This window comes from Thainema salinarum CENA647, assembly GCF_057732415.1.
In genome coordinates, this window is sequence record NZ_JBYJZJ010000022.1 from 2,073,478 (window position 1) to 2,098,415 (window position 24,938).

Genomic DNA, 24,938 nt, shown 5'->3' on the forward strand with positions numbered 1-24,938 from the left:
TAGATAAGAACGAGAGAGGAGAGTGCCTCAGGATGAGGCACTCTCCTCTCTCGTTTTCTCACTCTTAACTGGAATCACTATACAAAACCCGACGTTTAAATTTGAACGTTTTCAGAGTTTGCCAGCGTCACTCAGCACTCAGCGCTTTGTTCTGTAATGATGTCCCATTAAAACCCACTGGGCATCCGGTTGCTGGTTGCTGGTTGCTGCACGGCATCTCGCTGGCTTTGCCGATTGATAAACCGCTTCAGTATGTGTTTTTCAGCTGGGGATAGAGAGACGTTGTCATTTTCCTGGGCAGCGCGGGCTTTATCGGCCAAATTTTGCCACTTACCGCTGGCGCGATCGCGGGCATCCTCAATCACGGTATGAATGGGTTTCTGATCTTTGCCATAGAGCTTTTGTGTATCTTCTAAACCCTGATAAACCTTTTCAGAGGCTTCTTCTGCCTTATCAGCAGCTTTGTCTAGGTCAAAAGACGGATCGGGATCTGTCGTGGGTTTACCTTCAATAACCTGATCGGCCTGGGCGATCTGGATAGGGTGCTGAAGTGGATGAGACAACAGGTCGGGCGATAGAGTATGCGATGGCGTAGCCAGTAGTGGTCTAGCGGATGCGATCGCAGGAGCCATCAACCAGAATGTACAGCAGCAGAGTAGCACTACAGCACAGATACCAGCCGCTCGGATTGTCGTTAGTGTCCAGGTTGATATCCAGGATGTCCAGCACTGAGAACCCCAATTTTGAAAGGTTCCGGATTGAGGCGCTGAACGTTTGTTAGGAGAATGGTTCGAGTACATCTGGTGATCATGATTATCGTGTTACTTTGTTGTAGCGATCAGCTTGCACCTTGTCGTCGTTCAAAAGATAGGTATACCGGGCACCTGATAGGCTCAAACCTATAGCCTGAAGGATTCACAAGCCTTGGCCAATAGGTAAAGCAGGGCATAAGGCTACCAAAATATGCTGCTGAATGAAATTTTTCGTTCAAAATATGAGTGGAGCTTTTCTCGGCTCATGGCGGGACTAGAACTTTGGCTGCCATGCAGACAGCGTAGGCGTTTCAGCTTAGAATCTAGCCAGGTTTAGAGTCGATTCTCATACAGCTCACCATCTGATTCGATCAAAGGTTGCTATTCTGAAGGTTGGAGTCAGCCTGTGGTTGTCTCCAGGTAGCTGAGCATAATGAAATATAAACTCTCAAACCCTGCGCCACCCGCTGCGCGGGCAGCGCAGGGTTTGAGACCTGGTTTTAATTACGCTCAGGTACTGATTACCTTTAACTTAAGAAAAGGCTGATAGCCAAAACTTCGTTTCCAAATACCGTTGTGGAAACTTTATATGCTAAGGATTACTTATGGCTCGTTATACCAGTTTGTTTACTACCAATACCGAGATTGAGGGCCTGCGCGAGGCTCTACACAAGACGTTGGAATCCTGTAGCTTTGACATTATTTACGATACAGGTGACTACCTTGTGGCGCGAGAAAAACCAGGCAAAGTGAGCTTTGCGAGACTGGTCACTGTAGAAGTGCTACTGGATCAGTCAGCCGTCAACGACGAAACTCGCATGAACTTTGTGGTGAAAAACGAGGAGCTGCCCCTCAAAGCGGATAATCACTGCCACCGGATTTTTGATCATCTAAATAAAGCGATCGCAGATCGTCAGCAGTGGAAGCTAGTCGAGAGCCTCACCTAGCCCTGATTCGGTTTTGTCGGTCTTTGGCTAGTGTTTGTAATTTTTGGGTGATGAACTTGGCAACTAGTCATGAGTGCTAAGTAGCTACATAAAATACGCTCAAAGTTTAAGAACCGGGGAAGCCATTTAATAGATGGCTTCCCCGGTTCTTAAACTTTGAATCTGTTCATACCCATCAACTTAGAGCCTGCGCTAAGTTGTTAACGGGTCGCAACTCACCTCACCTGCTGCCACTCATCTTTGTTTAGATATCGATTTAACCAATAAATCCTTTAATCGACAGATCATCGTCAATCTAGCTCGAATTTGATTGGTTTTAAACTTGAGCATCGCTGCTCGCTAAGTTGAACTTAATCTTCTGGATCACCCACCATGTTAGGGCTAATCAGCGTGATATCAAATTCGTCGGGTGGTACGGTGGTAATTGCCTCTCGCTGGAGTAGGTAGTAAATTGCCCGCACTTGAGGTCCAAAAACAATTTCATCCTCATTTTGCAAATCGTGCGCCTGTAGCTTGCGCCCGTTGATTAGCAAACCATTCGCACTGGGTTTGCCCTTCAGGTTGCCATCGACAATGCGATAGTAGTAGCTGCCGTCTTCATTAGGCAACTGAACGAGCGTAGCGTGTCGGCGGGACACAAACTGAGAGACCAGGCGAATATCGCACTTTGGATCGCGCCCAATCGTATACACCGGGCTATCCAAAATGTATTCTCGCCGACCCTTGCTGTCTTCAATGATGAATAGATGGTTTTGGTGAGGTTCTGAAGCCATGTTCAAACCAGGGGATATGATGAGCAACGCCATTGATGCGGAGTACCTGCATCTTAGCTGTTTTTAGAGTTCCCACATTTGGGAAACAGTTGCGAGTTTAGAAGTAAAAAATGATTGAGCTGCGCCTGTTCTGCCCGAAAACCAAAACCACTCTAGTGGGCTTTGGCTTCGCAGATGCTGCCCAAATTAAGCCTTACTATAGAGTGCTACTGGCTGGCTTGCATCGCCCGTATTGGGTAATATCTAGCGCTGTACCCGGCAATACGCAATGATGTTCGCTGATCCATGATACTAGAATCCTTTTCATTACTGGTGAGTCCAACCTATGTTAACAGTTAGATCTCCTAAAAACTGGCATAGCTATTTCTAGTACGTCTGAGGAGGAGGATTGGATGCCTACCTGCGACGTAGCAGCAAGGAATTGGTCACAACGCTGACTGAGCTAAAGGCCATCAGCGCACCTGCGATCGCAGGGCTAAACGCAATCCCAAACGCGGGTAATAACACACCTGCCGCCACGGGAATGCCTATAGCGTTGTAAGCTAGTGCCCAAAACAGATTTTGACGAATTTTATTAAACGTGGCTTGGCTGAGACCAATTGCCTCGACGACATCGAGTAAGCGATCGCGCATCAGGATGATATCAGCGGCTTCAATGGCGATATCGGTGCCGGAGTTGAGCGCAATGCCAACATCGGCTTGGGCGAGGGCTGGTGCATCGTTGATGCCGTCGCCGACCATGGCCACCCGCTGACCCTGCTGCTGGAGTTGCATGATCGCTTTCACCTTTTCATCCGGCTTCACGTTGGCCAAAACAGCGGTTTCGTCTAGGCCGAGAGAAGTTGCGATCGCAGTGGCGGTTGTCGGCTGATCGCCCGTAATCAGCATGATGTGCAGCGGCTGGAGCCGTTTGACCACATCTATAGCATCAGGGCGCAGCGTGTCACGAATGCCAAGCAGTCCAACCACCTGCTGTTCGACAGCGATAAACACAACCGTTGCGCCCGTGGTCGATAACGCCTCTGCCTGCTGGGTTACGGCATCGTCGATTAAAATTTCCTGGCGCACCAGCCAGTCGCGATTGCCGAGATAAACCCGCTGCTGGTCAATTACAGCCGAAATGCCCAATCCGGGCTGCGTCGTAAATTCATCGGCAGCGCAGATCGACATTCCGCGATTATCAGCCGCGCGGCGTATTGCTTCGGCCAGCGGATGGCGGGTGCCGCTTTCCACCGTTGCCGCCAGTTGAATCAGCCGTTTCTCGTCGTAGCCAGCCTGTAGAGAAATGCAGTCGGTCAGCTCCGGCTGCCCCGTCGTGAGCGTTCCGGTTTTGTCAAATACGACCGTATCCAACTTATGTACCGTTTCCAGCACGTCGCCGCCACGAATCAGCAAGCCCCGTTCGGCTCCTAGTCCGGTTCCGACCAGGATTGCCGTCGGTGTGGCTAAGCCCAAGGCACAGGGACAGGCCACCACCATAACTGCGATCGCAAGTTTGAGGCTGAATAGTAACGGCGAGGTATGAGTAGTCGCGTGATGCACCATCCCCGTCATCATCGTAGGCATTTCCGAGGGAACGGCCAGCACGTCTGGCCAAATCGACAGGCCGATGAAGTACCAGAAGCCAAAAGTCAACGCTGCAATCGTCAGTACGCCGTAGGTGAAGTAACCCGCTACCGTATCTGCCATTCGTTGAATCGGCGCTTTGCGGGTTTGGGCATCTTCGACCAGGGCAATCATCTGGGCTAGCGTTGTATCGGCTCCGGTGCGCGTCACCTGTAGAATCACGGCTCCAGTTTGATTAACCGTGCCAGCAGCAACCGCATCTTCAGCCTGCTTGAGCACAGGCGTCGATTCGCCCGTCAGCATTGATTCATCAACAGTGGTTTGTCCCTGCACCACATCGCCGTCAACTGGGAATTTTTCACCCGGCAGTACCTGCACCCATTCGCCGACTTGGATTTGTTCAATGGGCAACTCGACGCTCGCTGGAGTACCGGACTGACTGGGATCAGACACCAAACGTGCCGTATTGGGCTGGAGCTGAACCAGGGATTCAAACGCCCGTGCCGCTCGACTGCGGGCGCGGTGTTCCAGCGTCCGGCCAATCAGAATAAAGCTGAGTAGCATAACAGGCTCGTCGAAGAAGCACTCCCAGCCCAACTGCGGCCAGAGCAGCGCCACCACGCTGGCGGTGTAAGCACTGAGCGTCCCCAATCCCACCAGCGTATTCATGTTGGGGGCACCGTGCCGCAACCCCTTCCAGCCATCCAGCAGCAGGTCGCGACCGGGTATCGCCAAAGCCAGTGTTGCTAAACCCCAGTGGAACCAAATGTTGCTCAGGACAGGCACACCGGCAACCCAGCCCAAATGCTCTAGATGACCAAAGGCCGAGAATAACAGTAGAAAACCTGCGATCGCACCTCGCCAGTAATACTGACGGGTTTCTTGCTGCCGCTTTTCTTCCCGTTCGGCCATTGACGCGGCGGTGCTGGTTTGCGATCGCGGCTGAGTGGGAAAGCCAGCATCGGTGACGACTTGGGCTAACTCATCGGCTTGAATCACATCAGCCTGTCCTTCCACAATGGCGGTCTGTGTGACCAGATTGACCGTTGCCGCCACCACGCCATTGCAAGCTTTCAGCCGATCCTCAACTACCTTGACGCAGCCTGCACAGCGCATCCCATCTACGCTGAGCGCAACGGTCTTGGTGGCAGATTCTTTTGGAGCGGATGGATAAGATGTCGATACGACATCGGTCGGCGTGGCCGATTGATCAGGCGTCTGGGGCTGAAGGAGCGGCGTTTGATCCATGTAAATCGAGTCCGTACAAAATCTATATTCAAGGTTTAGCGCTGAACGCAAAGACAAAACCTCAACCCAAAGAGTGCAATAGAGCGCATGTTATGAGGATCAAGTCAGTGCTACAGCTTTATAAAGTATGACGAAGGATGAAGCTGTTTCGCGCAAAACACTAAGAAATATTTAGTATTTGGCCGCTAGCAGAGTGAGGATGATCGAAACTGATTAACAACAAGCTCGGACATTGGTCTTGCAATTTATGCATTGGAATTAAGGGTTGTCATTTGCCTGTATCGCAGTGACAGCAGTCCGTTCATGTAGCTTGAACGTCGGCTTCTCAAATCATTTCGGCTTACAAAAAACGCTGAGTTGATGAGCGAATATGTCCAAATATTACGAACTAATTCACTGTTAGTCATCACTTCAACATTATGTAAATTCAAGTAAAGCTTGTGAGTATGGTTTTCGCAAGAATAGTTCACCGCAAACACTGCAATGATTCGATAAGCTGAGAATAAGCTCATACGTCATCATAAAACCGAGTACGTCATTATGTTTTCTCAGTTTTGGTCAAAACGCTCAACTTGGCACAATGTGCTAATTGTTAGCCTTTTATTTTGGCTAAGCGGCAGCATTTTGCTGGACTTTGTGATCATGCCAAGCCTATACGCATCGGGCATGATGGCTGAATCTGGATTTGCGTCGGCTAGCTATTCAATATTTGGAGTATTTAATCGTTTAGAACTCGTTTGCGGAGCAATGATTTTAACAATTGCTTTAGCAAATTGGGGCCTTAATGCAGCTAGTAAATCAGCGATTAAATCACAAGCCAATCAAGTACTTGCGATCGCAGGTTTACTATTTTCGATCGCGGTGATTTACACCTACGGTCTCACGCCCGAAATGAGCGGCTTAGGTCTGCAACTTCAGCCGTTTGATCAGATTGCTGAAGTTCCCGCTGCGATGAATCGGCTGCATGTCGAGTATTGGCTGCTTGAGATTATCAAGTTGGTCGCTGTCGTGGCAATGGTGCGACGGGTTGGCTTCAGCTCAGATGACGAAGATTCTCCGAATCAACTTCTTCTCGGCTAGAGTGACCTGGCAAGGCTGGTTGCAGCGCTTCAACGGCGTGTGTCCGTAGGACAGATTCAGTCAGACAAGCTAAAACAGGCCAGGGTTAAGACAGGCCGGACAAGACAGGCAGATAACACAGAACTGCAGAATTAGTCTTTCTAAGGTTAATATTCCTGAGATAGTGAAAAGGGATGACATGTCATCCCTTTTTCTTATTTGCTTTTTATTTGCTTTTCTTATCCTCGCGTTTCTTATCTTCGGGCCACAGCAGCCGCACCCCTAAGACGGCGAACCCAACTGCGGCTGCGCCTTTAACCCAGTAGGTCGGCAAAAGCTGAGCCGCACCTTCACCCAGCCACACCCCCACAAAGCTGGTGAGAACTAAAGCACTGGCCGTGCCGAGGAAAACAGCCTTAGGGTATCTGGAACTGCCGCCAAGTGCGATCGCGGCCAACTGACTTTTATCGCCCAATTCAGACAGAAAAACCGCCACAAAGCTCAGTCCAAGCAAATTCCAATCCATACTGATACCTGAAATATAACTGAAATATAAGCGTCAAAAAGTTGTGTGCGTAGGTTGGGTTTTGCTGATCGCGATCGATCCAGTTTGTTATTTCGTGGCTAAACTCACCCTTACACCTGCGCTACCAATCAACAATGGTCGAAATTTACAGATGAGTGATATCCCACAGCAGCAGCACCGCGATCAGCAGCAAGGTCGCTCCAGCCGCTGTTTCAGTCGTGCGAGCTGACACTCGCGTAGACAGCCAGCGGCCCACTAGCACTCCCAGCAGGCTAGTGGCAATTAAAGCCGTACCTGCCCCCAAGAACACAATCCAAGGAGAGTGGGACTCTGCGCTCATCAGCAGCGTCGTAAGCTGAGTTTTGTCGCCTAGTTCGGCCAGCAGGATGGTTATAAACGTTGAGAGAAAGGCTTTGAATGCGCCAGATGGACGGTGAGGAGTGGGCTCAGAGGAGGCAAGCGGCTCGGCTACAGGTTGAGAATCGATAGGATCTGTGGGATCTGTATCAGAAATGGGATCAGCAGCCAGTTCAGCCGGGGAAGAAGGTGTTCCAGTCACAGAAAAATGGCAAATTGCGATCGGTTTTCATATTTTTTTCATTATCCGCAACTTCACCAGACAGATCAATCATTGATTACTGACATCGTCACATTATGAGTCTAGAGCAAGATCTGAGATTGGCAGGATCTAACCATCGATCCAGACTCTGATTAGACAACGAGGCTATCATGAGGAAAGTTGAAATTTCTTTACAAAACTTTTTGCATGACAGCGTCTCCGTTCGACTTAACCCGGCTGAAAGACACCGTTTCGCGGCGGGTACTGTTTGGCAACGAGCTGAGTACTGAACTGGTGGCCATCCTGATGGTCTACTTTGTGCAGGGCATTTTGGGACTAGCTCGGTTGGCCGTGAGTTTTTTCCTGAAGGACGACATTGCCATGAGTCCTGCCGCTGTGTCGGCGCTGATGGGAATTGCTTCGCTGCCGTGGACGATTAAGCCGCTGTTTGGCTTTATTTCGGACGGATTTCCCCTATTTCGCTACCGTCGTCGCCCCTATCTCATCTTGTCAGGCATTTTAGGCGCAGGATCTTGGATTGCCCTTGCGACAGTTGTACATACAGTGTGGGCAGCGACGCTAGCAATTCTGGCGACCTCCCTATCGGTGGCAATTAGTGACGTAATCGTCGATTCCCTCGTCGTTGAGCGGGCGCGATCAGAATCTCAAAGCCAGATTGGCTCATTGCAGTCACTGTGCTGGGGCACGTCCGCCTTTGGTGGTTTGGTCACAGCGTACCTAAGCGGGTTTCTGCTGGAGCAGTTTAGTGTCAGCGTAGTGTTTGGCATCACCGCAACGTTTCCGCTGATTGTAGCTGCCGTTGCATGGTTGATTGACGAGTCCCCTGTGGTTGAAGCACCTAAGTTTTCAGTCATTTGGGAACAGGTAAAGCAGCTTAAGCAAGCGGTCAGCAAAAAGTCGATCTGGATGCCAACTGCGTTTTTGTTTCTCTGGCAGGCGACGCCAACGGCTGATGCAGCCTTTTTCTTTTTCACCACTAATGAACTGGGATTTCAGCCAGAATTTCTTGGTCGAGTGCGGCTGGTAACGAGCGTCGCTGCGATCGCAGGTATCTGGATTTTTCAGCGCTTTCTTAAGTCAGTACCGTTTCGCACCATTTTTGGCTGGACGACAGTGTTATCCGCCCTTTTAGGCATGACCACGCTGCTGCTGGTGACCCATGCGAATCGCGCGATTGGGATTGACGATCACTGGTTTAGCTTGGGCGACAGCTTGATTCTGACCGTCATGGGCGAGATTGCCTTTATGCCCGTGCTGGTGTTAGCGGCGCGGCTCTGTCCGCCAGGAGTGGAAGCAACCCTATTTGCCCTGTTGATGTCGGTGACAAACCTGGCGGGTCTGCTGTCCTACGAGTTTGGTGCGGGCCTGATGCACCTGTTTGGTATCACCGAAAATCAGTTCGACAATCTCTGGCTGCTGGTGGTGCTGACGAATATCAGTACGCTGCTGCCGCTGCCTCTGTTGGGCTGGCTCCCAGACACCAGCGCGGGTAGTGAGGATGGTGATACTGAAGAACCGTCTAATCACAGTCCGAATCTACAGCCAGCAGTTGAATCAGCTATTGATGCCAGCGGACTGCGAACACCAAACTTGGCCGAGCGGGTACCCATTGATGCGCCCGTTGAAATCTTGACTTCATCAGGCGCAAGTTCGTCCGGTACAAATTCGTCAGCATCACCATCAGCACCAGATGAAGCCGACGCGTGATGCTCACGCAGTATCAATCCTAATTTAAGTTCTGAGTTGAGTCCTGAGTTGAATTGAAGCCGAGACAGAGTCTCGTTTCCCCCTTTTTTGACTTCCGTTTTGACTATCCGTTGTTGATTAAATTGGAGTGCGATCGCACATGCAAACTTTACCTAATTCCGCCTATGCAACCCAACCGAGTCGTTCCTACACCCGCGAAGATTGGGCCAGTGGCTATCGCTCACAAACCGAAGAATATGCTTATCCGGTAGAAGATATCGAAGGTCAGATTCCACCAGAACTAGAGGGCACGATCTTTCGGGTTGGCCCTGGTCTGTTAGATGTGGCAGGCAATCCTGACTATCCGGTGCATCATCCCTTTGATGGCGATGGTATGGTCAACGCGATCGCATTTCGAGACGGTCGCGCCTTCTACCGCAATCGCTATGTGCGGACACAAGCATATGTGGAAGAGCAGAAAGCCGGAAAGCCACTGTACCGGGGCGTATTTGGCACTCAGAAACCCGGTGGCTGGTTGTCAAACGCCTTCGATCTGCGTTCCAAAAATATTGCTAATACCAGCATGATGTACTGGGGCGATAAGCTGCTGGCGCTTTGGGAAGGCGGCAATCCCCATCAAATTAATCCTCATACGCTGGAAACCATTGGTCGAGACACGCTCGACGGTGTGCTGGAAGAGGGGCAGTCGTTTACCGCCCATCCCCGGATTGACCCCAGTTGCGATCGCATCGGTGGTCAGCCCAGCTTAGTCGGCTTTGGCGTCAAGCCCGGACTGTCTAGCACAATTACGATGTATGAGTTTGACCCGCAAGGGAAGCTCTTTCATCAGTCGTCCCACAGCGTCCCTGGCTTTGCCTTTCTGCACGATTTTGCCCTGACGCCCAACTACTACATCTTTTATCAAAATCCAATTTCGTTTAACCCGCTGCCGTTCTTGTTGGGGATGAAGGGTGCAGCCCAGTGCATCAGCTTTGAGAAAAACAAGCCGGGCCAGATCGTCCTGATTCCTCGCTACGGCGAAGGCGAGCTGCAAATTATTGACACTGATCCATACTTTGTGTTCCACCACGCCGCCGCTTTTGAGCAGGATGGACAGGTTATCCTCGACTCCGTTTGCTACGCGTCTTTTCCCCAGGTTGAAACGGATACTAACTATAAAGAAGTTGACTTTGAAGCAGTGCCCGAAGGTCAGCTCTGGCGTTTTCGAATTGACGTAGGCCAAAAATCCGTCACGTCTGAATGCCTGGTCAGTCGCTGCTGCGAGTTTCCCCTGCTGCATCCCGACCGAGCCGGACGCCCCTATCGCTACCTGTTCATGGGAGCCGCCAATCGACCCCACGGCAACGCACCGCTGCAAGCCTACATAAAGGTTGACCTAGAAACCGGAGAGCAGCAGATCTGGAGCGCTGCCCCACGCGGTTTCACAGGCGAACCCAACTTTGTGCCCCGTCCCGGTTCCGACCGCGAAGACGACGGTTGGCTGATTGGCTTTGTCTACAACGCCGAACGGCAATGTACCGACATTGTCATTTTGGATAGTAAAGACTTAACCCGTGGCCCAATTGCCGCGCTCAAACTCAAGCACCACGTGCCTTATAGCCTACATGGCTTTTTCACCGCAACTAGCTTTATGGAGTAGGAATAGTACTGAGTACTGAGTGAGTAGCAGGAATACGCCTTACGCCTCACGCCTCACGCCTTACTTCTTCCGGTGCGTTGCGCTTCGCGTAACAGCACCCTACATTCCCTTATAGCTCCCCTACCCCCTTGCTCCCCCTCGGTTCCCTCAACTCCCTTTACAGCCTCTACAGCCCTCTACAACCCCTATCTCCCAACTCAGGTGATCTGTCGGCCAACTCAGCCACAGATCACCTTTTTGGTTAAGTTTGGTTAGTAATTGCGATCGCACCTGAGTCACTTTAGTCATCCATTGCTACAGTTTTAGCCACCGCTGACCTATCTCGGCGGATTTGGCTATCCTGAAGCCGATCACTGGCTCAAATACCGAAAATAATCTGCGATCGCTATTGACGATTTCAGCACCTTTGATTACCGTTTCAGGTAGCTTTTGCACCAAGTTTGTATGTAAGAACCTGATTGTTTTTGCGAAAGGCTTGTACTACAGGCTTTTCGCAAAAATACAGCTTTCAGCCAAACTTGATATTCCAGCCTCATTTTCGTTGCACTCTATTCGTTAGCCACCGATGTCCAAAGACGTCAGCACCTATCCTGAATCCGCCGTCACTCCCGACACCACAGCGTCCAACGCAGCGCCTAATACGGTGTCTGGTATCGAAGTCCCTGATGCGTCCACTCTGATGGACAGCTATGCCAATGGATTAATGGACGAGCTGTTTAACGATGTGGAGTATGCCCTTGACGAAGGTTTAGAACTACCGACTGAGACAGCGCAGGTCGAAGACCCAGAACCAATCGCTACCCCTCAGATAGTGCTGCCTGCAACCTTAATTAATCCTCCCAGCTCGGCTCTAACGAAAATTGAGGACGACGAGAACAGCTCAGAACTGGCGCTGATTCGCGATGAGCTGGAAAAAGCCAAACGGCGGGAGCGACGATTAGATTTCTTACTATTGGGAGCCGCTTTTACGGCACTGGTGCTAACCGCTGGCATTTGGCTCTCAAATCGACAAAATTCTCAGGGTGTGCCGACCACTAGCAGCAATCCCCGCTTGTCGCCCGAAGAAATTCAAGCTCAATCGGATGCTGAGTTTTTAACCTATCTCGATCGCTCTCTGGAGATGATTGATCGGCGCGCGGCGATGCAGCCTCCTACCGCTAACGCCAATATGACTGGAGGAGCAGCCGGATCAACAGCCACGGCATCTAGCGCTCTACCTCCGGTTCTCGTTCCAGGCAGCAGCACCGGACAGCCGTTGATTCCGCAAGGCTCAGGTTCAGGGCAGCGCGTGATTGAGCGGGTATATGTGCCGCTTTATCAACCACCCGGTGGTGCATCTCCATCGGCGACTGCTACAGCTCCTGGCACCGTGCCGTTCCGCAATATTGCTGAAACCTACGGCAATGCCACCTCGTCACTGCCCACTCCCAGCAGTAGTCCTTCGGCCAGCAGTGGTGCAGCCGCCAATCCATCTCCCACCAATAGCCCACAGGCAGCGGCTTCCAGTTCGTCTACAGCTCCAGTCGGCAACCATACGTTGGTTGGCATCATGGAACTGGGCGATCGCTCAGCGGCGCTGTTTGACATTGAGGGCGTTACACAGCGGTTCTTTGCTGGAGAAGCGATCGCATCCAGCGGCTGGACGTTAGTGACAGTATCCAATCAGGAAGCGATCATTCGTCGCAATGGTGAAATCCGTTCAGTTTTCGTTGGCCAAAAGTTTTAAGCCTCTGATTCAGTACTCTGTAAATTAAGTTTTGACGATGGATGTGCCGCGCTCCGCGCGGCACATCCATCATCAAAACCCACTAAAACAAAGCTGACAGACTATTCAATGACCCTGATCCAATAACCTTTGGCAGTGGCAGGTTAAGGTGTAAAAGGTGTACACAGGACAATGAGCGGATGTGTTGACCACCGAGTTGACTGCTCATGATCTGGAATGTTGTCTAACCAACACTGACTGCCACTAGGAGCTTGTGCTATGGGTCTATTTGAAGATTTCAGCCGTTTTTTGGAAACACGGCTCGAAGAATTCCTCCGCAATAATCCTCATTTAGAACTACAGGCCCTCGACGAGCAGCTACGGGAGCAGGAAGCTGATACGCTGCGCCTGATTGCAGATTTGCAGCGTCAGGAGAAAAATACCGAGGCCAGTATTCTGAACACCGCCCAAGAAGTACAGCGGTGGCATGTTCGGATTGAAAAAGCCAAAAACGCTCAGCGCTGGGATTTGGTAAAACCCGCCGAAGAACGTGAAGCGGCTCTACTGCGGGAGGGCAACCAGCTCTGGGGCCAAATGAAGGGCATCAAAGACCGAATTCAGCAGACAAAAGAGCTATATCAGCGTATCCAAACGCGCCGGAAAGAAGTCAAAGCCAAACTTCAGGAAGTCGAAGCCGCAAGAGCGGCTCAGGCCGCACAGGCGGCCAGTTGGTCAACCAACTGGAATCCCTCGGCGGATTATGGGGCGTCGTCCTACCGTTCCACTCAAGCTGCGGCTGACCCCTTAGAGGCTCAGTTCCGTCGATGGGAAATGGAAGACGAACTGAACGAGATGAAACGCAACATGGGTAAGTGATGCGTCTGGGTAGGGGCAGGTTTTGGTTGACAATGCTAGTTTGGTCCCGCTATCTGCTAGCTAAACCTGCCCCTACGGATGGTGGATTTAGGGTGTGATCGCAACTTTAATCACCTGGCGCGCTTTCATGGACTGGAACACGTGCCCTAACTCCGTGAGCGGCTGCTGGCCTGAAATCAACAGCTGCATCTGATCGGCATATTCGGTGAGGAAATTCAGCGACTCGCGCACGTACTGCGGCGTGTTGTGAAATACTCCCTTGAGCGTCAACTCGCTGTAGTGGAGCTGCTCTGTATCGACGGAGATACTCGTATTGCGGGGACAGCCACCGAATAGATTAACCGTGGCACCCGGACGGGCGCAGGCAATGGCTGTTTCCCAGGCAGAGGGAACTCCGGTTGCTTCAATCACAATATCGGCTCCCCAACCGTCGGTTAGACTCTTGACTAAGTTGGGAATGTCATCTACGTCATGATAGTTAAAGGTTTGGGCTGCGCCGAGCTTTTGGCCAATCGTGAGACGCGGATCGCTGCCGCCAAACTGAATCACTTCAACCTGCTGCTGGGCCAACGCTGCCACAAACATTAATCCAATCGCTCCATCCCCCAGCAATACCACCCGATCACCGGGTTTGACATTTGAGCGAGCAATTCCGTGCAACACACAGGCCAACGGCTCGGTCATCGATGCGATCGCAGTTGGCATCCCGTCCGGAATTGGTAGCAGGTTGTGCTGAACGATTGCAGCCGGGATTTTCAAGAACTCAGCAAACGTCCCGTTATTGAACGTCAAATTTGGGCAGAGCGAAAACTCCTGACGCTGGCAAAAAAAGCAGTCCATACAGGGAGCCGAATTGTTGGCGACAACGCGATCGCCAATCTGCCAATCCATCACTCCTTTACCGAGTGCAACCACTTCCCCTGCCGCTTCATGCCCAAACAGCGTCGGTGGCTTCAGCATCTTGGCATGTCCACCCCGCCGCCACACCTTCAGATCAGTTCCACAGGTGGTCGCTGCCTTGACCCGAATTACCACTTCTCCCTCATTCGGCGTCGGATCATCAACCGTCTCTAACCGCAAATCCTCTTTGCCATACAGCACCGCTGCTAACACGTTCTCCTCCTGACCCTGCCTGATTGTTGATTCAACTGATTGACTATCCCCAAAAGGTCTAGAAACAAGTCCCCATTATGACAGTGCAGTATGACAGCGCCGTCATACTCAATTACTATCCCTTATCTACTCCTCAATATCGTGGCCATTCCTCTCAATACATGAAGAATTAGGGAATTTCTCGCTAAAATTCTGTATCCCTTCGTATTGTTATGGCATACCCATCGCTGTCGTCGCCCCATCCTCACAGAATCGTTTTTGGAGTCACTACCGTCGTCATGGTTATGAAACTACGCTCAATTGCCCTCAGCCTATTGGCTGCTTCTGGGTTAATCATTGGAACCACGCTGCCCGGTTGGGCGGTTACAGCATACCTTACGGCGCGGCAGCCCGGTAGTGCCATCAACTTGAGATCGCGACCGTCTGCTCAAGCCTATTCTCCCGGTACGGGACTGGCTGGCGACATTGTCGAAGCCCGGTTTCAAGAAGTCGGCGATGACGGATTGATTTGGTACTACGTTGAACTGCGCGATCGCAACCTAACCGGATGGGTTCGTAGCGACTTTGTGGCCATTCAACCGGGTAGTTTACCTCTACCGGGACAAGGCACAGGCGGCAGCGTGCGACCCGACACAATTCAGCGATCGCGAATATTTCTACAGTCAAGGCTATCAACAGGGACAAGCCGATGCCGCCGCTGGTGTCCAGCGCGATCCCAATGCCCAGCTTCAGTTTTTAGGCACAGAACTCAGAACTGCCTATCGGTTAGGGTATGAGACGGGGTATAACTACGTCTTAGCCGGTAATCCTCCCTCAACCGGAGTGCCATCCTCTTCACAAGGCGCGGGTGGCAGCCGACCCATAAACCCTGAATACTATTACAATCGCGGCTTTGAGCAGGGACAAATAGACGCGCTGGCAGGCCGAATTCAAGATCCAACTGTCCAAGCCCAGTTTTTGCGGGCAGAAGAAGCCGCTGCCTATCGTCGCGGCTACAGCCAGGGCTATTCAATCATTGCCGCTAACAATAACCAGCTAGAAATCGGCAACAATGACCTGCCATTCGCATTTCAAACTGAGGACTATGCGGTGCGCGTCTTCCGCATTGGCAGTGACATTCGCCTGAATGTATACAATTCAACCACCGAAACATTAGAACTTAATGCTGTATCCGTGCGGGCAATTCCAGTCAGTGGCGGAGTGTATTACGTCTATCAGGGCGGTAACAATGTGGAAGTTTTTAGCCCCGATGATGGCGATCGCGTTTTGCGGATTACATCGCTGGACAGCATTTTAGAGCAGAGTGAGTTTTAGAGACTGAGGGAGGCCTTGGGGGCTAAAAATAGATCTGCTCTCGGAATAGCGCTAGGCCGAAGATTAGTGAGGCGGTGATACTGACGATGGTGCAGATAGAAAGTGCGATCGCAACTCCAGCCCAGATGAAAAATGGTCGATGATCGGTATCGAGCCAATAGGCGCAGAGATAACCGCCGAGTAGACCGCCTAGGTGTCCCCAATTATCGACATTGGGCATCATAAAGCTAAACCCAAACAGCAGCACGGCATAGACCAGGGCAATTCTGAAAATCCGGGGATGGGGTTTGCGCTGACCATAGACAATCAGTGCTCCCAGAAGGCCAAAAATGGCTCCAGATGCACCAACGGTAAGTTCAGCACCCTGTAGCCGATTGGGTAAGTTTGGCCAGTAGTAGCTAACGGTTGCACTCGCTATAACGCCAACGGCGGTGCTGGCTACATAGAGAATGATCAAGCGACTGCTGTCATAGGCCCGCGCAACGGCTGGAGCCAACTGGTTGAGCCACAATAAGTTAAAGGTAAGATGCAGTAAGTCGCCATGCAGCCAGCCCGCACTGAGAATTGTCCACCAGCGTCCTTGCTCGAAAACCGGAATAGAACCCGATGCGCCAAACAGCCAAACACTGACGATACTGGGCGCTAATACTCTGAGAGAGGCTACATCAGACGAAATATTGGCCTGATCGATGAGCAAGGTGGCAATGTAGAGTGTAATGCAGACCAAGCTCAACCAAAGGCTCGGGCTCAGGTAATGGAACCAAGGACGGAACCGAGAGTGCGATCGCAAAGGCACAGCAGCAAGGCATAGAGGGACTGACAAAAATCTAAGCTAAAGAGCGGGTTGCTTACTACGCCCTGAGTACTGAACCAGGAGAAGATCCTGACTGAAGATACCTACTCGATATTGGCAAACCGAAAGCCCATTTGGCATTCAAACTGTTCTGGCTGCTGTTCGGCTTGGCGACCCAGTGCCCGACCGCAGCGGAGTTTGCCCTGTTGCCAACGAGGTTGTCCGTACTGATTCGCCATCAGGCACGATTGGCATACCTGTTCGGGGGCAAGTAACTGATCATTCATGAGAATGACTAACATAAAGCTGAGCACCTCCATTCAATGTGGATGACTCTTCGTAGTCCTAGATTGTAGGCTGATCGCCCAGACGGTCGAAACGTCTTCAAACCGCTAACACAACCATAAGCTTGCCGCAGGGCAGCATCAATCTAACTAGGTGAGGCGAGTGGTTGTATCACTGCAAAACGCCAAGTAACGCCTCTGGGATCATTGTATGGCAACTGCTTAGAGGAATTGATGTCTAGAATACATTGCTTAACAGCGAATGGGCCTGAGTGCAGTCAAGCTGAATTTGTTAGACAGGAATTTTGCGATCGCGCCAGCTCTGACTACAAACAGCGTTATTATGAATAATCTAGTCGATTCAGCCATTACACCATCTATACTATGCATTGCTCTAATCATGATTGATTACTGGCAGTTATTGATCGGTATTTGTTGCTGATACTAAGTTATTGCTGAATGCTCCGAAATGATTGAGTTCCGCACTATATTGTATTGCCCTGTACATCTCCACAAACTGGTCGTGGTATTCAGGTAAGCGCTTTTTGAGTACGACCCACAAATTTTGTGTAAGTTTTGCACAACTCCACATAATCCGATTTTCCACTGATTTTTACGATTTCTGAAGGGGACAAACGAACTGTGACTCAGACTAATCTTGATTTTCTAGCAACCACCGATCCAGAAATTGCTGCGGTTCTACAGCAAGAACTACAGCGCCAGCGTGACCACCTAGAACTAATTGCCAGCGAGAACTTTACTTCTGCTGCGGTGATGGCCGCCCAAGGTTCTGTCCTCACAAATAAGTATGCTGAGGGTTTACCTCGTAAACGCTACTACGGTGGCTGTGAGTTTGTTGATCAAGCCGAACAGCTAGCAATCGATCGCGTGAAACAGCTCTTTGGCGCAGAACACGCTAACGTGCAACCTCACTCTGGTGCTCAAGCCAATTTTGCAGTTTTCCTGGCATTACTTGAACCAGGAGACACCATTATGGGAATGGATTTATCCCACGGTGGTCACCTCACTCACGGTTCGCCGGTCAACGTATCGGGTAAATGGTTCAACGTTTGCCACTACGGGGTAGATAAAGAAACCGAGCAGCTCAATTATGATCAAATTCGCGAGCTAGCTCTTCAGCACAAGCCCAAGCTAATCATCTGCGGTTATTCCGCTTATCCCCGCACGATTCATTTTGATAAGTTTCGTGCCATTGCCGATGAAGTCGGCGCTTACCTGATGGCTGACATCGCACACATTGCTGGATTAGTCGCCGCAGGTCTCCATCCCAATCCCATCCCTTACTGTGATGTGGTGACGACGACGACCCACAAAACACTGCGTGGGCCACGGGGCGGATTAATCATGACTCGTGACGCTGAGCTGGGTAAGAAATTTGACAAAGCCGTATTCCCTGGTTCTCAAGGCGGCCCTCTAGAGCATGTGATTGCTGCCAAAGCTGTTGCCTTTGGTGAAGCGTTGAAGCCCGAATTTAAGACCTACTCTCAGCAGGTGATTCAGAATGCTCAGGCACTCGCTCAGCAGCTAGAAGCCCGTGACTTTAAAGTTGTCTCTGGCGGCACGGACAATCACCTTTTACTAGTCGATCTACGCTGCATTGGTATGACGGGTAAGCGGGCGGATCAACTAGTTAGCCAAGTCAATATTACAGCGAATAAAAACACGGTTCCCTTTGATCCAGAATCTCCCTTTGTTACCAGCGGCTTACGTCTAGGTTCTCCCGCGATGACAACTCGTGGTATGGGTGCGGATGAGTTCCGGGGAATTGCCAACATCATTGTGGATTGCTTGTTAAATCCTGAGGATGAGGCAATGGTTCAGGACTGTCGGCAACGGGTCGCTTCATTGTGCGATCGCTTTCCACTCTATCCTCATCTCTCTATTCCGCTGCCCGCTATGGCCTAATTGGTTGCAATTTTATCAATACATCTCATAGATAAAAAAGGAGCGCATTTCAAGCGGGATGCGCTTTTTTTCTGCTTAGTTGTCTTTGGCAGCATAATTCTAGAGCGAATTTGTACCAATATGTCCAAGTCGTACTATCATGCCTTCAGGCTGTTTTGCGCGGATGAGATTTAGCCTCGTCTATTTTGATACTTTGAGGCATTATTACTAGTAAGTTTGGATTCTGTAATAATCCTATAAAAGGCAAAAAGTTGAGCTAATCTCTGGCAAAACCGTCTAATGTTCTAGTAGACTCTGGCTGAGTCATTTTGTTCCAGTCACGTACTGTTGTTTGCCAGATGCCTTCCCATCTGTATCACATTCTAGCTTTCACTATCTCCGCTACTGTCGTACTGCTTAGTACGCCTGTCGTTAAGCGCATCGGTCTTAAAAGCGGACGCGTTGACTTACCAGGGGGCCGTAAGGTTCACGATTGCCCGATGGTGCGATTAGGGGGAGTATCCATTTATTTGGGTGCTTTGATCGCGTTGCTCATCGTCTGGTGGATGGGAGGATTTATTGATAATTTAGGCAATCATCTACCCGCTCACAAAGAGTATGAGATTTGGGGAGTGACAGTTGGTGGACTAGCCTTTTTTGCAGTTGGCTTAGCCGATGATTTATTCGGCTTGTCTCCTATTAGTCGCCTATTCTGTCAGGTTGTGATTGCGGCGCTGGCATGGAAAGCCGGGGTACAGATCGAGTTCTTGACTGTTCCTTTTGCTGGATTGACCCCGTTGCCAGAGTTGATTAGCTTGCCGATTACGGTCCTTTGGCTGGTAGGCATGGCTAACGCGATTAACTGGATTGATGGTTTAGACGGCTTGGCGGCAGGAGTTTCAGGTATTGCTGCCATTGTCATGCTGATCGTTTCGCTGTTTATGAATCAGCCAGCGGCTGCTCTCATCGCTGCGGCTCTGGCTGGAGGTACGCTGGGATTTTTGCGCTACAACTTCAATCCAGCACAGATCTTTATGGGAGACGGCGGCGCTTATTTTATTGGCTTTACCTTAGCGGGGGTCGGAGTAATTGGTCTAGTCAAGAGCGTTACGACCGTAGCTGTATTACTGCCCTACCTGATTTTGGCTGTCCCGCTGCTTGATATGTCGGCAGTGATTTTTGATCGCTTGCGCAGCGGCAAATCTCCTTTCATTGCAGACAAACGTCATTTGCACCATCGCCTACTGGATGCAGGTTTATCGCATCGATTAACGGTTCTATTTATTTATGTTTTGACGATTTGGGTCGGTAGTCTAGCTCTGGCCTTTTCTGGTATTCCCAGCGGTATTGCCTATGCCCTAGCCGCTACTGGGCTATTAACCTATACAGGTTGGAAAGTGCGCCAGCACGCCCGTCAGTAAATAGCTTGCCCTAGGATTGCTATATGATGGTGTTCTGCCGTTGTCGCAGATCCACTTCAGCGATCGCACTTGTGACAACCATGAATATAGCGTCCACTCTTTATGGGAATTAGTTCAGATGAGTATGAGTGCGGAAATCATCTGTGTTGGGACTGAACTGCTACTAGGGCAGATTTTAAATACCAATGTTCAGTTCCTTGCTCAAGAGCTGGCTCAGCTTGGCATTCCCCACTATTACCAAACAGTGGTTGGTGATAATCCGATTCGCCTGAAGAAGGCGGTTGCGATCGCATGTGAGCGATCGCGAATTTTGATCTTTACAGGTGGCTTAGGCCCCACTCCAGATGACCTAACCACTGAAACCCTGGCAGACTTTTTTGATGTGCCGCTGGTTGAACATCCCGAAGTCCTGGCTGACATGACCCAGAAGTTCGCTGAGCGCGGACGCGCCATGACGGCCAACAACCGGAAACAGGCACTTCTGCCAGAAGGCGCAGAAGTCTTGCCCAATCCAGTCGGCAGCGCCCCTGGCATGATTTGGCAACCTCGTACAGGGCTACTTATCCTCACCTTTCCGGGTGTACCGTCGGAAATGCGAGCCATGTGGCAAGCCACGGCAGTACCCTATTTGCGGCAGCAAGGCTGGGGTGAAGACGTGATTTACAGCCGCACCCTCAAGTTCTGGGGCATTGGTGAATCTACCCTGGCGGAAAAAGTCAATCCGTTTTTTGAGTTGAATAACCCAACCGTTGCTCCCTATGCGAGTGACGGTGAGGTTAAGCTCCGCCTTTCGGCTCATGCTGGGTCTGAGGCTGAAGCCAAACAATTGATTGAGCCAGTCGAGCAACAGCTCCGCAAGATTGCAGGCCACGACTATTATGGCGCAGACGATGAAACCCTACCGTTGGTGGTAGGTCAATTGCTGCAGCAGTCAGGCGCAACCGTATCAGTAGCAGAATCCTGTACAGGCGGCGGATTAGGCCAGCTTTTTACGGATATTCCAGGTAGCTCTCAATACTTTATCGGTGGCATCACGTCTTATGATGATTCGGTCAAGGAAAAAATCTTAGGCGTTACTCCAGCAGATTTAGCCGAGCATGGAGCCGTCAGTGACACCGTAGCCCATCAAATGGCGGTTGGTGTCCAGCGCCTACTTGGAACAACCTGGGGCATCAGCATTACCGGCATTGCTGGGCCAGGAGGTGGCACCGTGACGAAGCCCGTCGGATTGGTCTACATTGGCCTAGCAAGCGCTGATCAGGCAGTCGAAACGTTTATGTATCAGTTTGGGGCTCGCCGCAGCCGCAGTTGGATTCGCCACGTCAGCGCTTTTACTGCACTTGATCTGCTCCGAAGACAGCTGCTCTCTCGGGCCGAGTCTGCTTCATCCCGCATTCGTCAGTAGGATGGTCATCAAGCGTTCATGATTCTGAGCTCTATAAGCAAAACTCATCAAACATAAACTACAACCTGAGCAATCATCTCGCGACTGCATCATTCAGATTGTTCAGTAACTCTCAGCCAAAATACCGAGACAATACAGGATAAATGTCGGAGCAACCGGCGAGAGATTGTATTCCTCTTGACCATTTCTGTAAATTCGCTATGATTAATTTAATAACACAATGAATGTTGTCTATTACGAAAGTGTTTTTACTTTTTCTGCAATGCGCAACTTGGCGGGAAAAGTAAGGTCGTACTAGGTGGAGTTATCTTCTTCGATGGATTTCATTGATCAGATACTGGATAGACTGAAGGAGTGGGCTCGCAAAGTGGTGGAAGCACTACTTGAACCGGAAGGTCAGCCAGAGCCTGAACCCATTCCAATTCCTGTACATGACCCGCAGCGCCGTCGTTAAGGTTACGCTTCATAGTGTCGGTAGCAGCGGCAAATCACTTGAGCATTTTGGTGTTGAATGGCCCTAACTTAAATTTGTTGGGTCAGAGAGAACCTAGCATTTATGGTGCTGAAAGCTTGGATGCAATTAATCTGTCCCTGAAGGAGCATGGTGCAAATTTGGGGGCAGATTTATATTTCTTGCAGTCGAATCATGAGGGATCTCTCGTTGATGCGATCCAGGATTGTTTGGGGCGGCATCAAGGCCTGCTGATTAATGCAGGTGCTTATACCCATACCAGTGTGGCAATTCGAGATGCGATCGCAGCCGTCGCTATTCCCACCGTTGAAGTCCATCTCAGCAATATTTATCGACGCGAAGAATTTCGCCATCACTCTTATATTGCACCGCTTGCCATTGGTCAAATCAGCGGTTTCGGAGCAGATAGCTACCTACTCGGACTCCAGGCATTAGTTTCCTATCTGCGACGTTCTCAATAGCTTGTAAACCGCAGCCTTGGCTGCCGCATTGCGGTAGCCAAGGCTTTCTGGCTGTTATAGTGATCCCAGTTAAGGGTGAGAAAACGAGAGAGGAGAGTGCCTCATCCTGAGGCGCTCTCCTCTCTCGTTCTTATCTAGAACCGCTATATTAAACGGTAAGTTTAGCCTGTCGATCGTCTAGACTGATGATTGTTGTGTTGTCGGTTTGAACTTGTGGTGACTGCGGCGTTTCCCACCATTAAATTTTTGCAACAGCCTACCTCTACGGCTTGGGTTGAGCAAGCGCTGTCCAACTTAGATACGGTGCTGCTGGATCATTCTCACTGCGAGCGCAAGGCGGCAGGAGTGGCATTGAACCTGATGTGTCGCTATCCCTCCTACACTAAACTGGTGCGGAGTTTAACTGCGATCGCACAAGAGGAGCTAGAACATTTTGAGCAGGTGAATCAAATTTTGGAGCAGCGTGGCATTCCACTTCGACCACTGCCGCCGCCGCCCTATGGGGCACAATTAAAGGCTCAAGTCCGTCGTCATGAACCGGATCGCCTGCTCGATTCACTGCTGGTTTCTGGGCTGATTGAAGCGCGGAGCCATGAACGATTAGGGCTGTTGTCGGCTCACTGTGACGATCCGTTTCTGGCTAAATTCTATCGAGGACTAATGGCATCTGAAGCCCGTCACTACGGCATCTACTGGGTGCTGGCAACGGAACAATTTGACCGAGCAGCTGTGAATCAGCGTTTAGCTGAGCTATCTGCTGCCGAAAGTGATATTCTATCGACCTTGCACCCTGAACCCCGTGTTCATAGCTGATATAGATTGATATAAATCATGCAGCAGCACTATCGCGATTTTTATATCCGGGATTGGCAACCCTGCGATCGCACAGCAGCCTGTAGTTTGATTAAAGATGTCCTGGCAGAGTATGGTTTGGTGTGTGAACCTCAAGGAGCCGATCAGGATGTATGGGATGTTGAAACCTACTATCAACAGGCAGGTGGGCAATTTTGGGTTGTGGAGCAGCAAGGTCAAATTGTGGGAACGGCAGCTTACTATCCAGTTAAAGGCAATTGTCCAACGGTCGAGATTCGTAAAATGTATCTGCGACCTCTAGCACGAGGACAAGGACTCGGTCGATTTTTGCTCCAGGCTTTAGAGCAAAACATCATTGCCAACCAGTTTGAAACGATTCGGATTGAAACCGCAAGTGTGCTCAAGGAAGCCGTTCAGCTCTATGAAACAAGCGGGTATACACCTGATTCACAAGTTGAAACGCAACGATGCGATCGCGCTTACTACAAAAAGCTCTAGGCTGATCCAACCTAGGTTTCACCTGCATGCGGCTATTGAAATCGTTTGCAGTATGACGAAATATAAATAAAATCATTACAGCTATCGTCCGTCGTTGTGAGGTGTGTATTGCTTAAGCTGAATACTGTCTGGCACAAGCTAAATACCAAAGCATGGCGCAGTGCTCATACTCTTGGCGATCGATTACCCATTCAGCCCGAGCATCTGCGTAAACTAGAACTGCTTATAAATTTGGTGCAGCGCCAGCTTACGGCTCAGTACAAAGGGTCAGTTTTTGGCAATTTGTGGCCGCTGTTGCAGCAAATTGCGTTTATTCTGATCTACACCTATGTCTTTTCAATCGTTTTACAGGTCAAACTGGGTGATCGCGGCATTCCGATGGAAAATTCCAAAATTGGCTTTGGATTGTGGCTGTTTGCGGGTATCTTGCCCTGGTCTGTTATCACTGGAGGATTGCATAAAGCCTGCGGAGCCGTCATCAGCCAAAAAGATTTGGTGCGAAAAGTTATTTTTCCTATCGAGCTGCTACCGCTAGTACCGGTGTCTGTGGCCTTTATTGAAAGTACAGTTGGCTCAGTTGCCCTAATCATTATGGTGGCATTGCTCACCCAGACAGTTTATCCAACTTTTCTTCTATTACCTCTGGTTTGGATTCCTTTGCTGCTGTTTACGGCAGGTATAGGCTATTTGGTCGCTGGATTAACCGTGTTTCTGCGGGATATTCCCCAAGCCTTGACGGTCATCCTGCGCCTTTGGTTTTATGCAACTCCCATCCTATATCCAGCTGTTTTGATTCCTGATGCAATTCGGCCTTGGATGCTGTATCTCAATCCTGTGGCTGCCATTGTAGGAATGCACCGTGATATCATTCTCGTTGGGGAAATCGGCCATTGGTTTGAATGGTCGGTGGCAACTGCTATTTCGGCTCTTTTATGTGCTGGAGGGTTTTACTGCTATCAAAAACTTCGTCCGGCTTTTGCGGATGTTTTATAGCTCAATTCACATAGCAGATTTACATCAAACCCATTGCTAAAAGATGGTGCAGCTGTTTTCGGTTCCCAATCATCAACTTCACTTGAAT

At 50.3% G+C, this 24,938-nt stretch carries 25 protein-coding genes; 16 read left to right on the forward strand and 9 right to left on the reverse strand.

Features of this window, described 5'->3' with window-relative positions; genetic code table 11:
- Positions 1-167: 167 nt before the first annotated feature.
- A complete protein-coding gene (locus tag AC286M_RS16010) occupies positions 168-632 on the reverse strand; it encodes a hypothetical protein (RefSeq protein ID WP_488205335.1) in 465 nt (154 codons plus the stop codon).
- The gene (locus AC286M_RS16015) at positions 607-729 is read right to left on the reverse strand and encodes a hypothetical protein (RefSeq protein ID WP_488205336.1); all 123 of its coding nucleotides are present in this window, start codon (positions 727-729) and stop codon (positions 607-609) included. The genes AC286M_RS16010 and AC286M_RS16015 overlap by 26 nt, the downstream gene beginning before the upstream one ends.
- A 628-nt stretch (positions 730-1,357) precedes the next feature.
- On the opposite strand from AC286M_RS16015, the gene AC286M_RS16020 reads away from it, so the two are divergent.
- Entirely contained in the window at positions 1,358-1,699 is a 342-nt protein-coding gene (locus tag AC286M_RS16020; RefSeq protein ID WP_488205337.1) for a hypothetical protein, read from the forward strand.
- Positions 1,700-2,049: 350 nt separating this feature from the next.
- Here the strand turns inward: AC286M_RS16020 and AC286M_RS16025 are convergent, their stop codons facing one another.
- Both AC286M_RS16025 and AC286M_RS16030 read right to left on the reverse strand, forming a co-directional pair.
- The gene (locus AC286M_RS16025) at positions 2,050-2,472 is read right to left on the reverse strand and encodes an FHA domain-containing protein (RefSeq protein WP_488205338.1); all 423 of its coding nucleotides are present in this window, start codon (positions 2,470-2,472) and stop codon (positions 2,050-2,052) included.
- Between the two features lie 396 nt (positions 2,473-2,868).
- Positions 2,869-5,286 (reverse strand): heavy metal translocating P-type ATPase, encoded by a 2,418-nt coding sequence (locus AC286M_RS16030; protein ID WP_488205339.1) that lies wholly within the window; start codon positions 5,284-5,286, stop codon positions 2,869-2,871.
- Positions 5,287-5,826: 540 nt separating this feature from the next.
- Between AC286M_RS16030 and AC286M_RS16035 the strand changes: the two genes are divergently transcribed.
- Complete coding sequence (locus AC286M_RS16035; RefSeq protein WP_488205340.1) at positions 5,827-6,366, forward strand: hypothetical protein; 540 nt, start codon at positions 5,827-5,829, stop codon at positions 6,364-6,366.
- Positions 6,367-6,571: 205 nt separating this feature from the next.
- Here AC286M_RS16035 and AC286M_RS16040 read toward each other — a convergent pair whose 3' ends face one another.
- Together AC286M_RS16040 and AC286M_RS16045 are read right to left on the reverse strand one after the other, a co-directional pair.
- Entirely contained in the window at positions 6,572-6,871 is a 300-nt protein-coding gene (locus AC286M_RS16040) for a TMEM165/GDT1 family protein (protein ID WP_488205341.1), read from the reverse strand.
- A gap of 145 nt (positions 6,872-7,016) precedes the next feature.
- Entirely contained in the window at positions 7,017-7,430 is a 414-nt protein-coding gene (locus AC286M_RS16045; protein WP_488205342.1) for a TMEM165/GDT1 family protein, read from the reverse strand.
- Positions 7,431-7,637: 207 nt separating this feature from the next.
- Between AC286M_RS16045 and AC286M_RS16050 the strand changes: the two genes are divergently transcribed.
- The 4 genes from AC286M_RS16050 to AC286M_RS16065 all read left to right on the forward strand — a co-directional run bounded on the left by AC286M_RS16050 (position 7,638) and on the right by AC286M_RS16065 (position 13,378).
- Positions 7,638-9,158 (forward strand): folate/biopterin family MFS transporter, encoded by a 1,521-nt coding sequence (locus AC286M_RS16050; RefSeq protein ID WP_488205343.1) that lies wholly within the window; start codon positions 7,638-7,640, stop codon positions 9,156-9,158.
- A gap of 139 nt (positions 9,159-9,297) precedes the next feature.
- Positions 9,298-10,797: a carotenoid oxygenase family protein gene (locus AC286M_RS16055; RefSeq protein ID WP_488205344.1), complete on the forward strand. Its 1,500-nt coding sequence runs from the start codon at positions 9,298-9,300 to the stop codon at positions 10,795-10,797.
- Between the two features lie 565 nt (positions 10,798-11,362).
- A complete protein-coding gene (locus tag AC286M_RS16060; protein WP_488205345.1) occupies positions 11,363-12,523 on the forward strand; it encodes a hypothetical protein in 1,161 nt (386 codons plus the stop codon).
- A 258-nt stretch (positions 12,524-12,781) separates the two neighbouring features.
- Complete coding sequence (locus AC286M_RS16065) at positions 12,782-13,378, forward strand: TIGR04376 family protein (protein WP_488205346.1); 597 nt, start codon at positions 12,782-12,784, stop codon at positions 13,376-13,378.
- Positions 13,379-13,465: 87 nt separating this feature from the next.
- Here AC286M_RS16065 and AC286M_RS16070 read toward each other — a convergent pair whose 3' ends face one another.
- Positions 13,466-14,491, reverse strand: a complete 1,026-nt coding sequence (locus tag AC286M_RS16070) for a zinc-dependent alcohol dehydrogenase (protein ID WP_488205347.1) — start codon at positions 14,489-14,491, stop codon at positions 13,466-13,468.
- Between the two features lie 284 nt (positions 14,492-14,775).
- On the opposite strand from AC286M_RS16070, the gene AC286M_RS16075 reads away from it, so the two are divergent.
- Together AC286M_RS16075 and AC286M_RS16080 are read left to right on the forward strand one after the other, a co-directional pair.
- The gene (locus tag AC286M_RS16075; RefSeq protein ID WP_488205348.1) at positions 14,776-15,267 is read left to right on the forward strand and encodes an SH3 domain-containing protein; all 492 of its coding nucleotides are present in this window, start codon (positions 14,776-14,778) and stop codon (positions 15,265-15,267) included.
- A gap of 46 nt (positions 15,268-15,313) precedes the next feature.
- Positions 15,314-15,805: a hypothetical protein gene (locus tag AC286M_RS16080; RefSeq protein WP_488205349.1), complete on the forward strand. Its 492-nt coding sequence runs from the start codon at positions 15,314-15,316 to the stop codon at positions 15,803-15,805.
- A gap of 22 nt (positions 15,806-15,827) precedes the next feature.
- Here the strand turns inward: AC286M_RS16080 and AC286M_RS16085 are convergent, their stop codons facing one another.
- Positions 15,828-16,532 carry a rhomboid family intramembrane serine protease gene (locus AC286M_RS16085; RefSeq protein WP_488205350.1) on the reverse strand — a complete coding sequence of 235 codons (705 nt, stop codon included), beginning with the start codon at positions 16,530-16,532 and terminating at the stop codon, positions 15,828-15,830.
- Positions 16,533-16,702: 170 nt separating this feature from the next.
- Positions 16,703-16,900, reverse strand: a complete 198-nt coding sequence (locus tag AC286M_RS16090; RefSeq protein ID WP_488205351.1) for a hypothetical protein — start codon at positions 16,898-16,900, stop codon at positions 16,703-16,705.
- Between the two features lie 624 nt (positions 16,901-17,524).
- On the opposite strand from AC286M_RS16090, the gene glyA reads away from it, so the two are divergent.
- The 8 genes from glyA to AC286M_RS16130 all read left to right on the forward strand — a co-directional run bounded on the left by glyA (position 17,525) and on the right by AC286M_RS16130 (position 24,850).
- On the forward strand, positions 17,525-18,808 hold the full coding sequence (gene glyA / locus AC286M_RS16095) for a serine hydroxymethyltransferase (protein WP_488205352.1): 1,284 nt from the start codon (positions 17,525-17,527) through the stop codon (positions 18,806-18,808).
- A gap of 338 nt (positions 18,809-19,146) precedes the next feature.
- Positions 19,147-20,208: a glycosyltransferase family 4 protein gene (locus AC286M_RS16100; RefSeq protein ID WP_488205353.1), complete on the forward strand. Its 1,062-nt coding sequence runs from the start codon at positions 19,147-19,149 to the stop codon at positions 20,206-20,208.
- 118 nt (positions 20,209-20,326) lie between these two features.
- Positions 20,327-21,613 (forward strand): competence/damage-inducible protein A, encoded by a 1,287-nt coding sequence (locus AC286M_RS16105; RefSeq protein WP_488205354.1) that lies wholly within the window; start codon positions 20,327-20,329, stop codon positions 21,611-21,613.
- Positions 21,614-21,929: 316 nt separating this feature from the next.
- Positions 21,930-22,067 (forward strand): hypothetical protein, encoded by a 138-nt coding sequence (locus tag AC286M_RS16110; RefSeq protein ID WP_488205355.1) that lies wholly within the window; start codon positions 21,930-21,932, stop codon positions 22,065-22,067.
- 14 nt (positions 22,068-22,081) lie between these two features.
- Positions 22,082-22,546, forward strand: coding sequence for a type II 3-dehydroquinate dehydratase (gene aroQ, locus AC286M_RS16115; protein ID WP_488205356.1), 465 nt, complete (start codon positions 22,082-22,084; stop codon positions 22,544-22,546).
- Positions 22,547-22,762: 216 nt separating this feature from the next.
- Entirely contained in the window at positions 22,763-23,359 is a 597-nt protein-coding gene (locus AC286M_RS16120) for a MiaE family protein (protein WP_488205357.1), read from the forward strand.
- 18 nt (positions 23,360-23,377) lie between these two features.
- The gene (locus tag AC286M_RS16125) at positions 23,378-23,857 is read left to right on the forward strand and encodes a GNAT family N-acetyltransferase (protein WP_488205358.1); all 480 of its coding nucleotides are present in this window, start codon (positions 23,378-23,380) and stop codon (positions 23,855-23,857) included.
- Between the two features lie 108 nt (positions 23,858-23,965).
- Entirely contained in the window at positions 23,966-24,850 is an 885-nt protein-coding gene (locus AC286M_RS16130; RefSeq protein WP_488205359.1) for an ABC transporter permease, read from the forward strand.
- Positions 24,851-24,938: the final 88 nt, after the last annotated feature.

What these genes read in the sequence shown, in the direction of transcription:
- AC286M_RS16060 (WP_488205345.1), top strand. Translation starts at nt 11,363, where the DNA reads ATGTCCAAAGACGTCAGCACCTATCCTGAATCCGCCGTCACTCCCGAC.
- AC286M_RS16050 (WP_488205343.1), top strand. Translation starts at nt 7,638, where the DNA reads ATGACAGCGTCTCCGTTCGACTTAACCCGGCTGAAAGACACCGTTTCG.
- AC286M_RS16055 (WP_488205344.1), top strand. Translation starts at nt 9,298, where the DNA reads ATGCAAACTTTACCTAATTCCGCCTATGCAACCCAACCGAGTCGTTCC.
- AC286M_RS16125 (WP_488205358.1), top strand. Translation starts at nt 23,378, where the DNA reads ATGCAGCAGCACTATCGCGATTTTTATATCCGGGATTGGCAACCCTGC.
- AC286M_RS16025 (WP_488205338.1), bottom strand. Translation starts at nt 2,472, where the DNA reads ATGGCTTCAGAACCTCACCAAAACCATCTATTCATCATTGAAGACAGC.
- AC286M_RS16065 (WP_488205346.1), top strand. Translation starts at nt 12,782, where the DNA reads ATGGGTCTATTTGAAGATTTCAGCCGTTTTTTGGAAACACGGCTCGAA.
- AC286M_RS16105 (WP_488205354.1), top strand. Translation starts at nt 20,327, where the DNA reads ATGAGTATGAGTGCGGAAATCATCTGTGTTGGGACTGAACTGCTACTA.
- AC286M_RS16035 (WP_488205340.1), top strand. Translation starts at nt 5,827, where the DNA reads ATGTTTTCTCAGTTTTGGTCAAAACGCTCAACTTGGCACAATGTGCTA.
- AC286M_RS16010 (WP_488205335.1), bottom strand. Translation starts at nt 632, where the DNA reads ATGGCTCCTGCGATCGCATCCGCTAGACCACTACTGGCTACGCCATCG.
- AC286M_RS16020 (WP_488205337.1), top strand. Translation starts at nt 1,358, where the DNA reads ATGGCTCGTTATACCAGTTTGTTTACTACCAATACCGAGATTGAGGGC.
- AC286M_RS16090 (WP_488205351.1), bottom strand. Translation starts at nt 16,900, where the DNA reads ATGTTAGTCATTCTCATGAATGATCAGTTACTTGCCCCCGAACAGGTA.
- AC286M_RS16030 (WP_488205339.1), bottom strand. Translation starts at nt 5,286, where the DNA reads ATGGATCAAACGCCGCTCCTTCAGCCCCAGACGCCTGATCAATCGGCC.
- AC286M_RS16040 (WP_488205341.1), bottom strand. Translation starts at nt 6,871, where the DNA reads ATGGATTGGAATTTGCTTGGACTGAGCTTTGTGGCGGTTTTTCTGTCT.
- AC286M_RS16110 (WP_488205355.1), top strand. Translation starts at nt 21,930, where the DNA reads ATGGATTTCATTGATCAGATACTGGATAGACTGAAGGAGTGGGCTCGC.
- AC286M_RS16100 (WP_488205353.1), top strand. Translation starts at nt 19,147, where the DNA reads ATGCCTTCCCATCTGTATCACATTCTAGCTTTCACTATCTCCGCTACT.
- AC286M_RS16075 (WP_488205348.1), top strand. Translation starts at nt 14,776, where the DNA reads ATGAAACTACGCTCAATTGCCCTCAGCCTATTGGCTGCTTCTGGGTTA.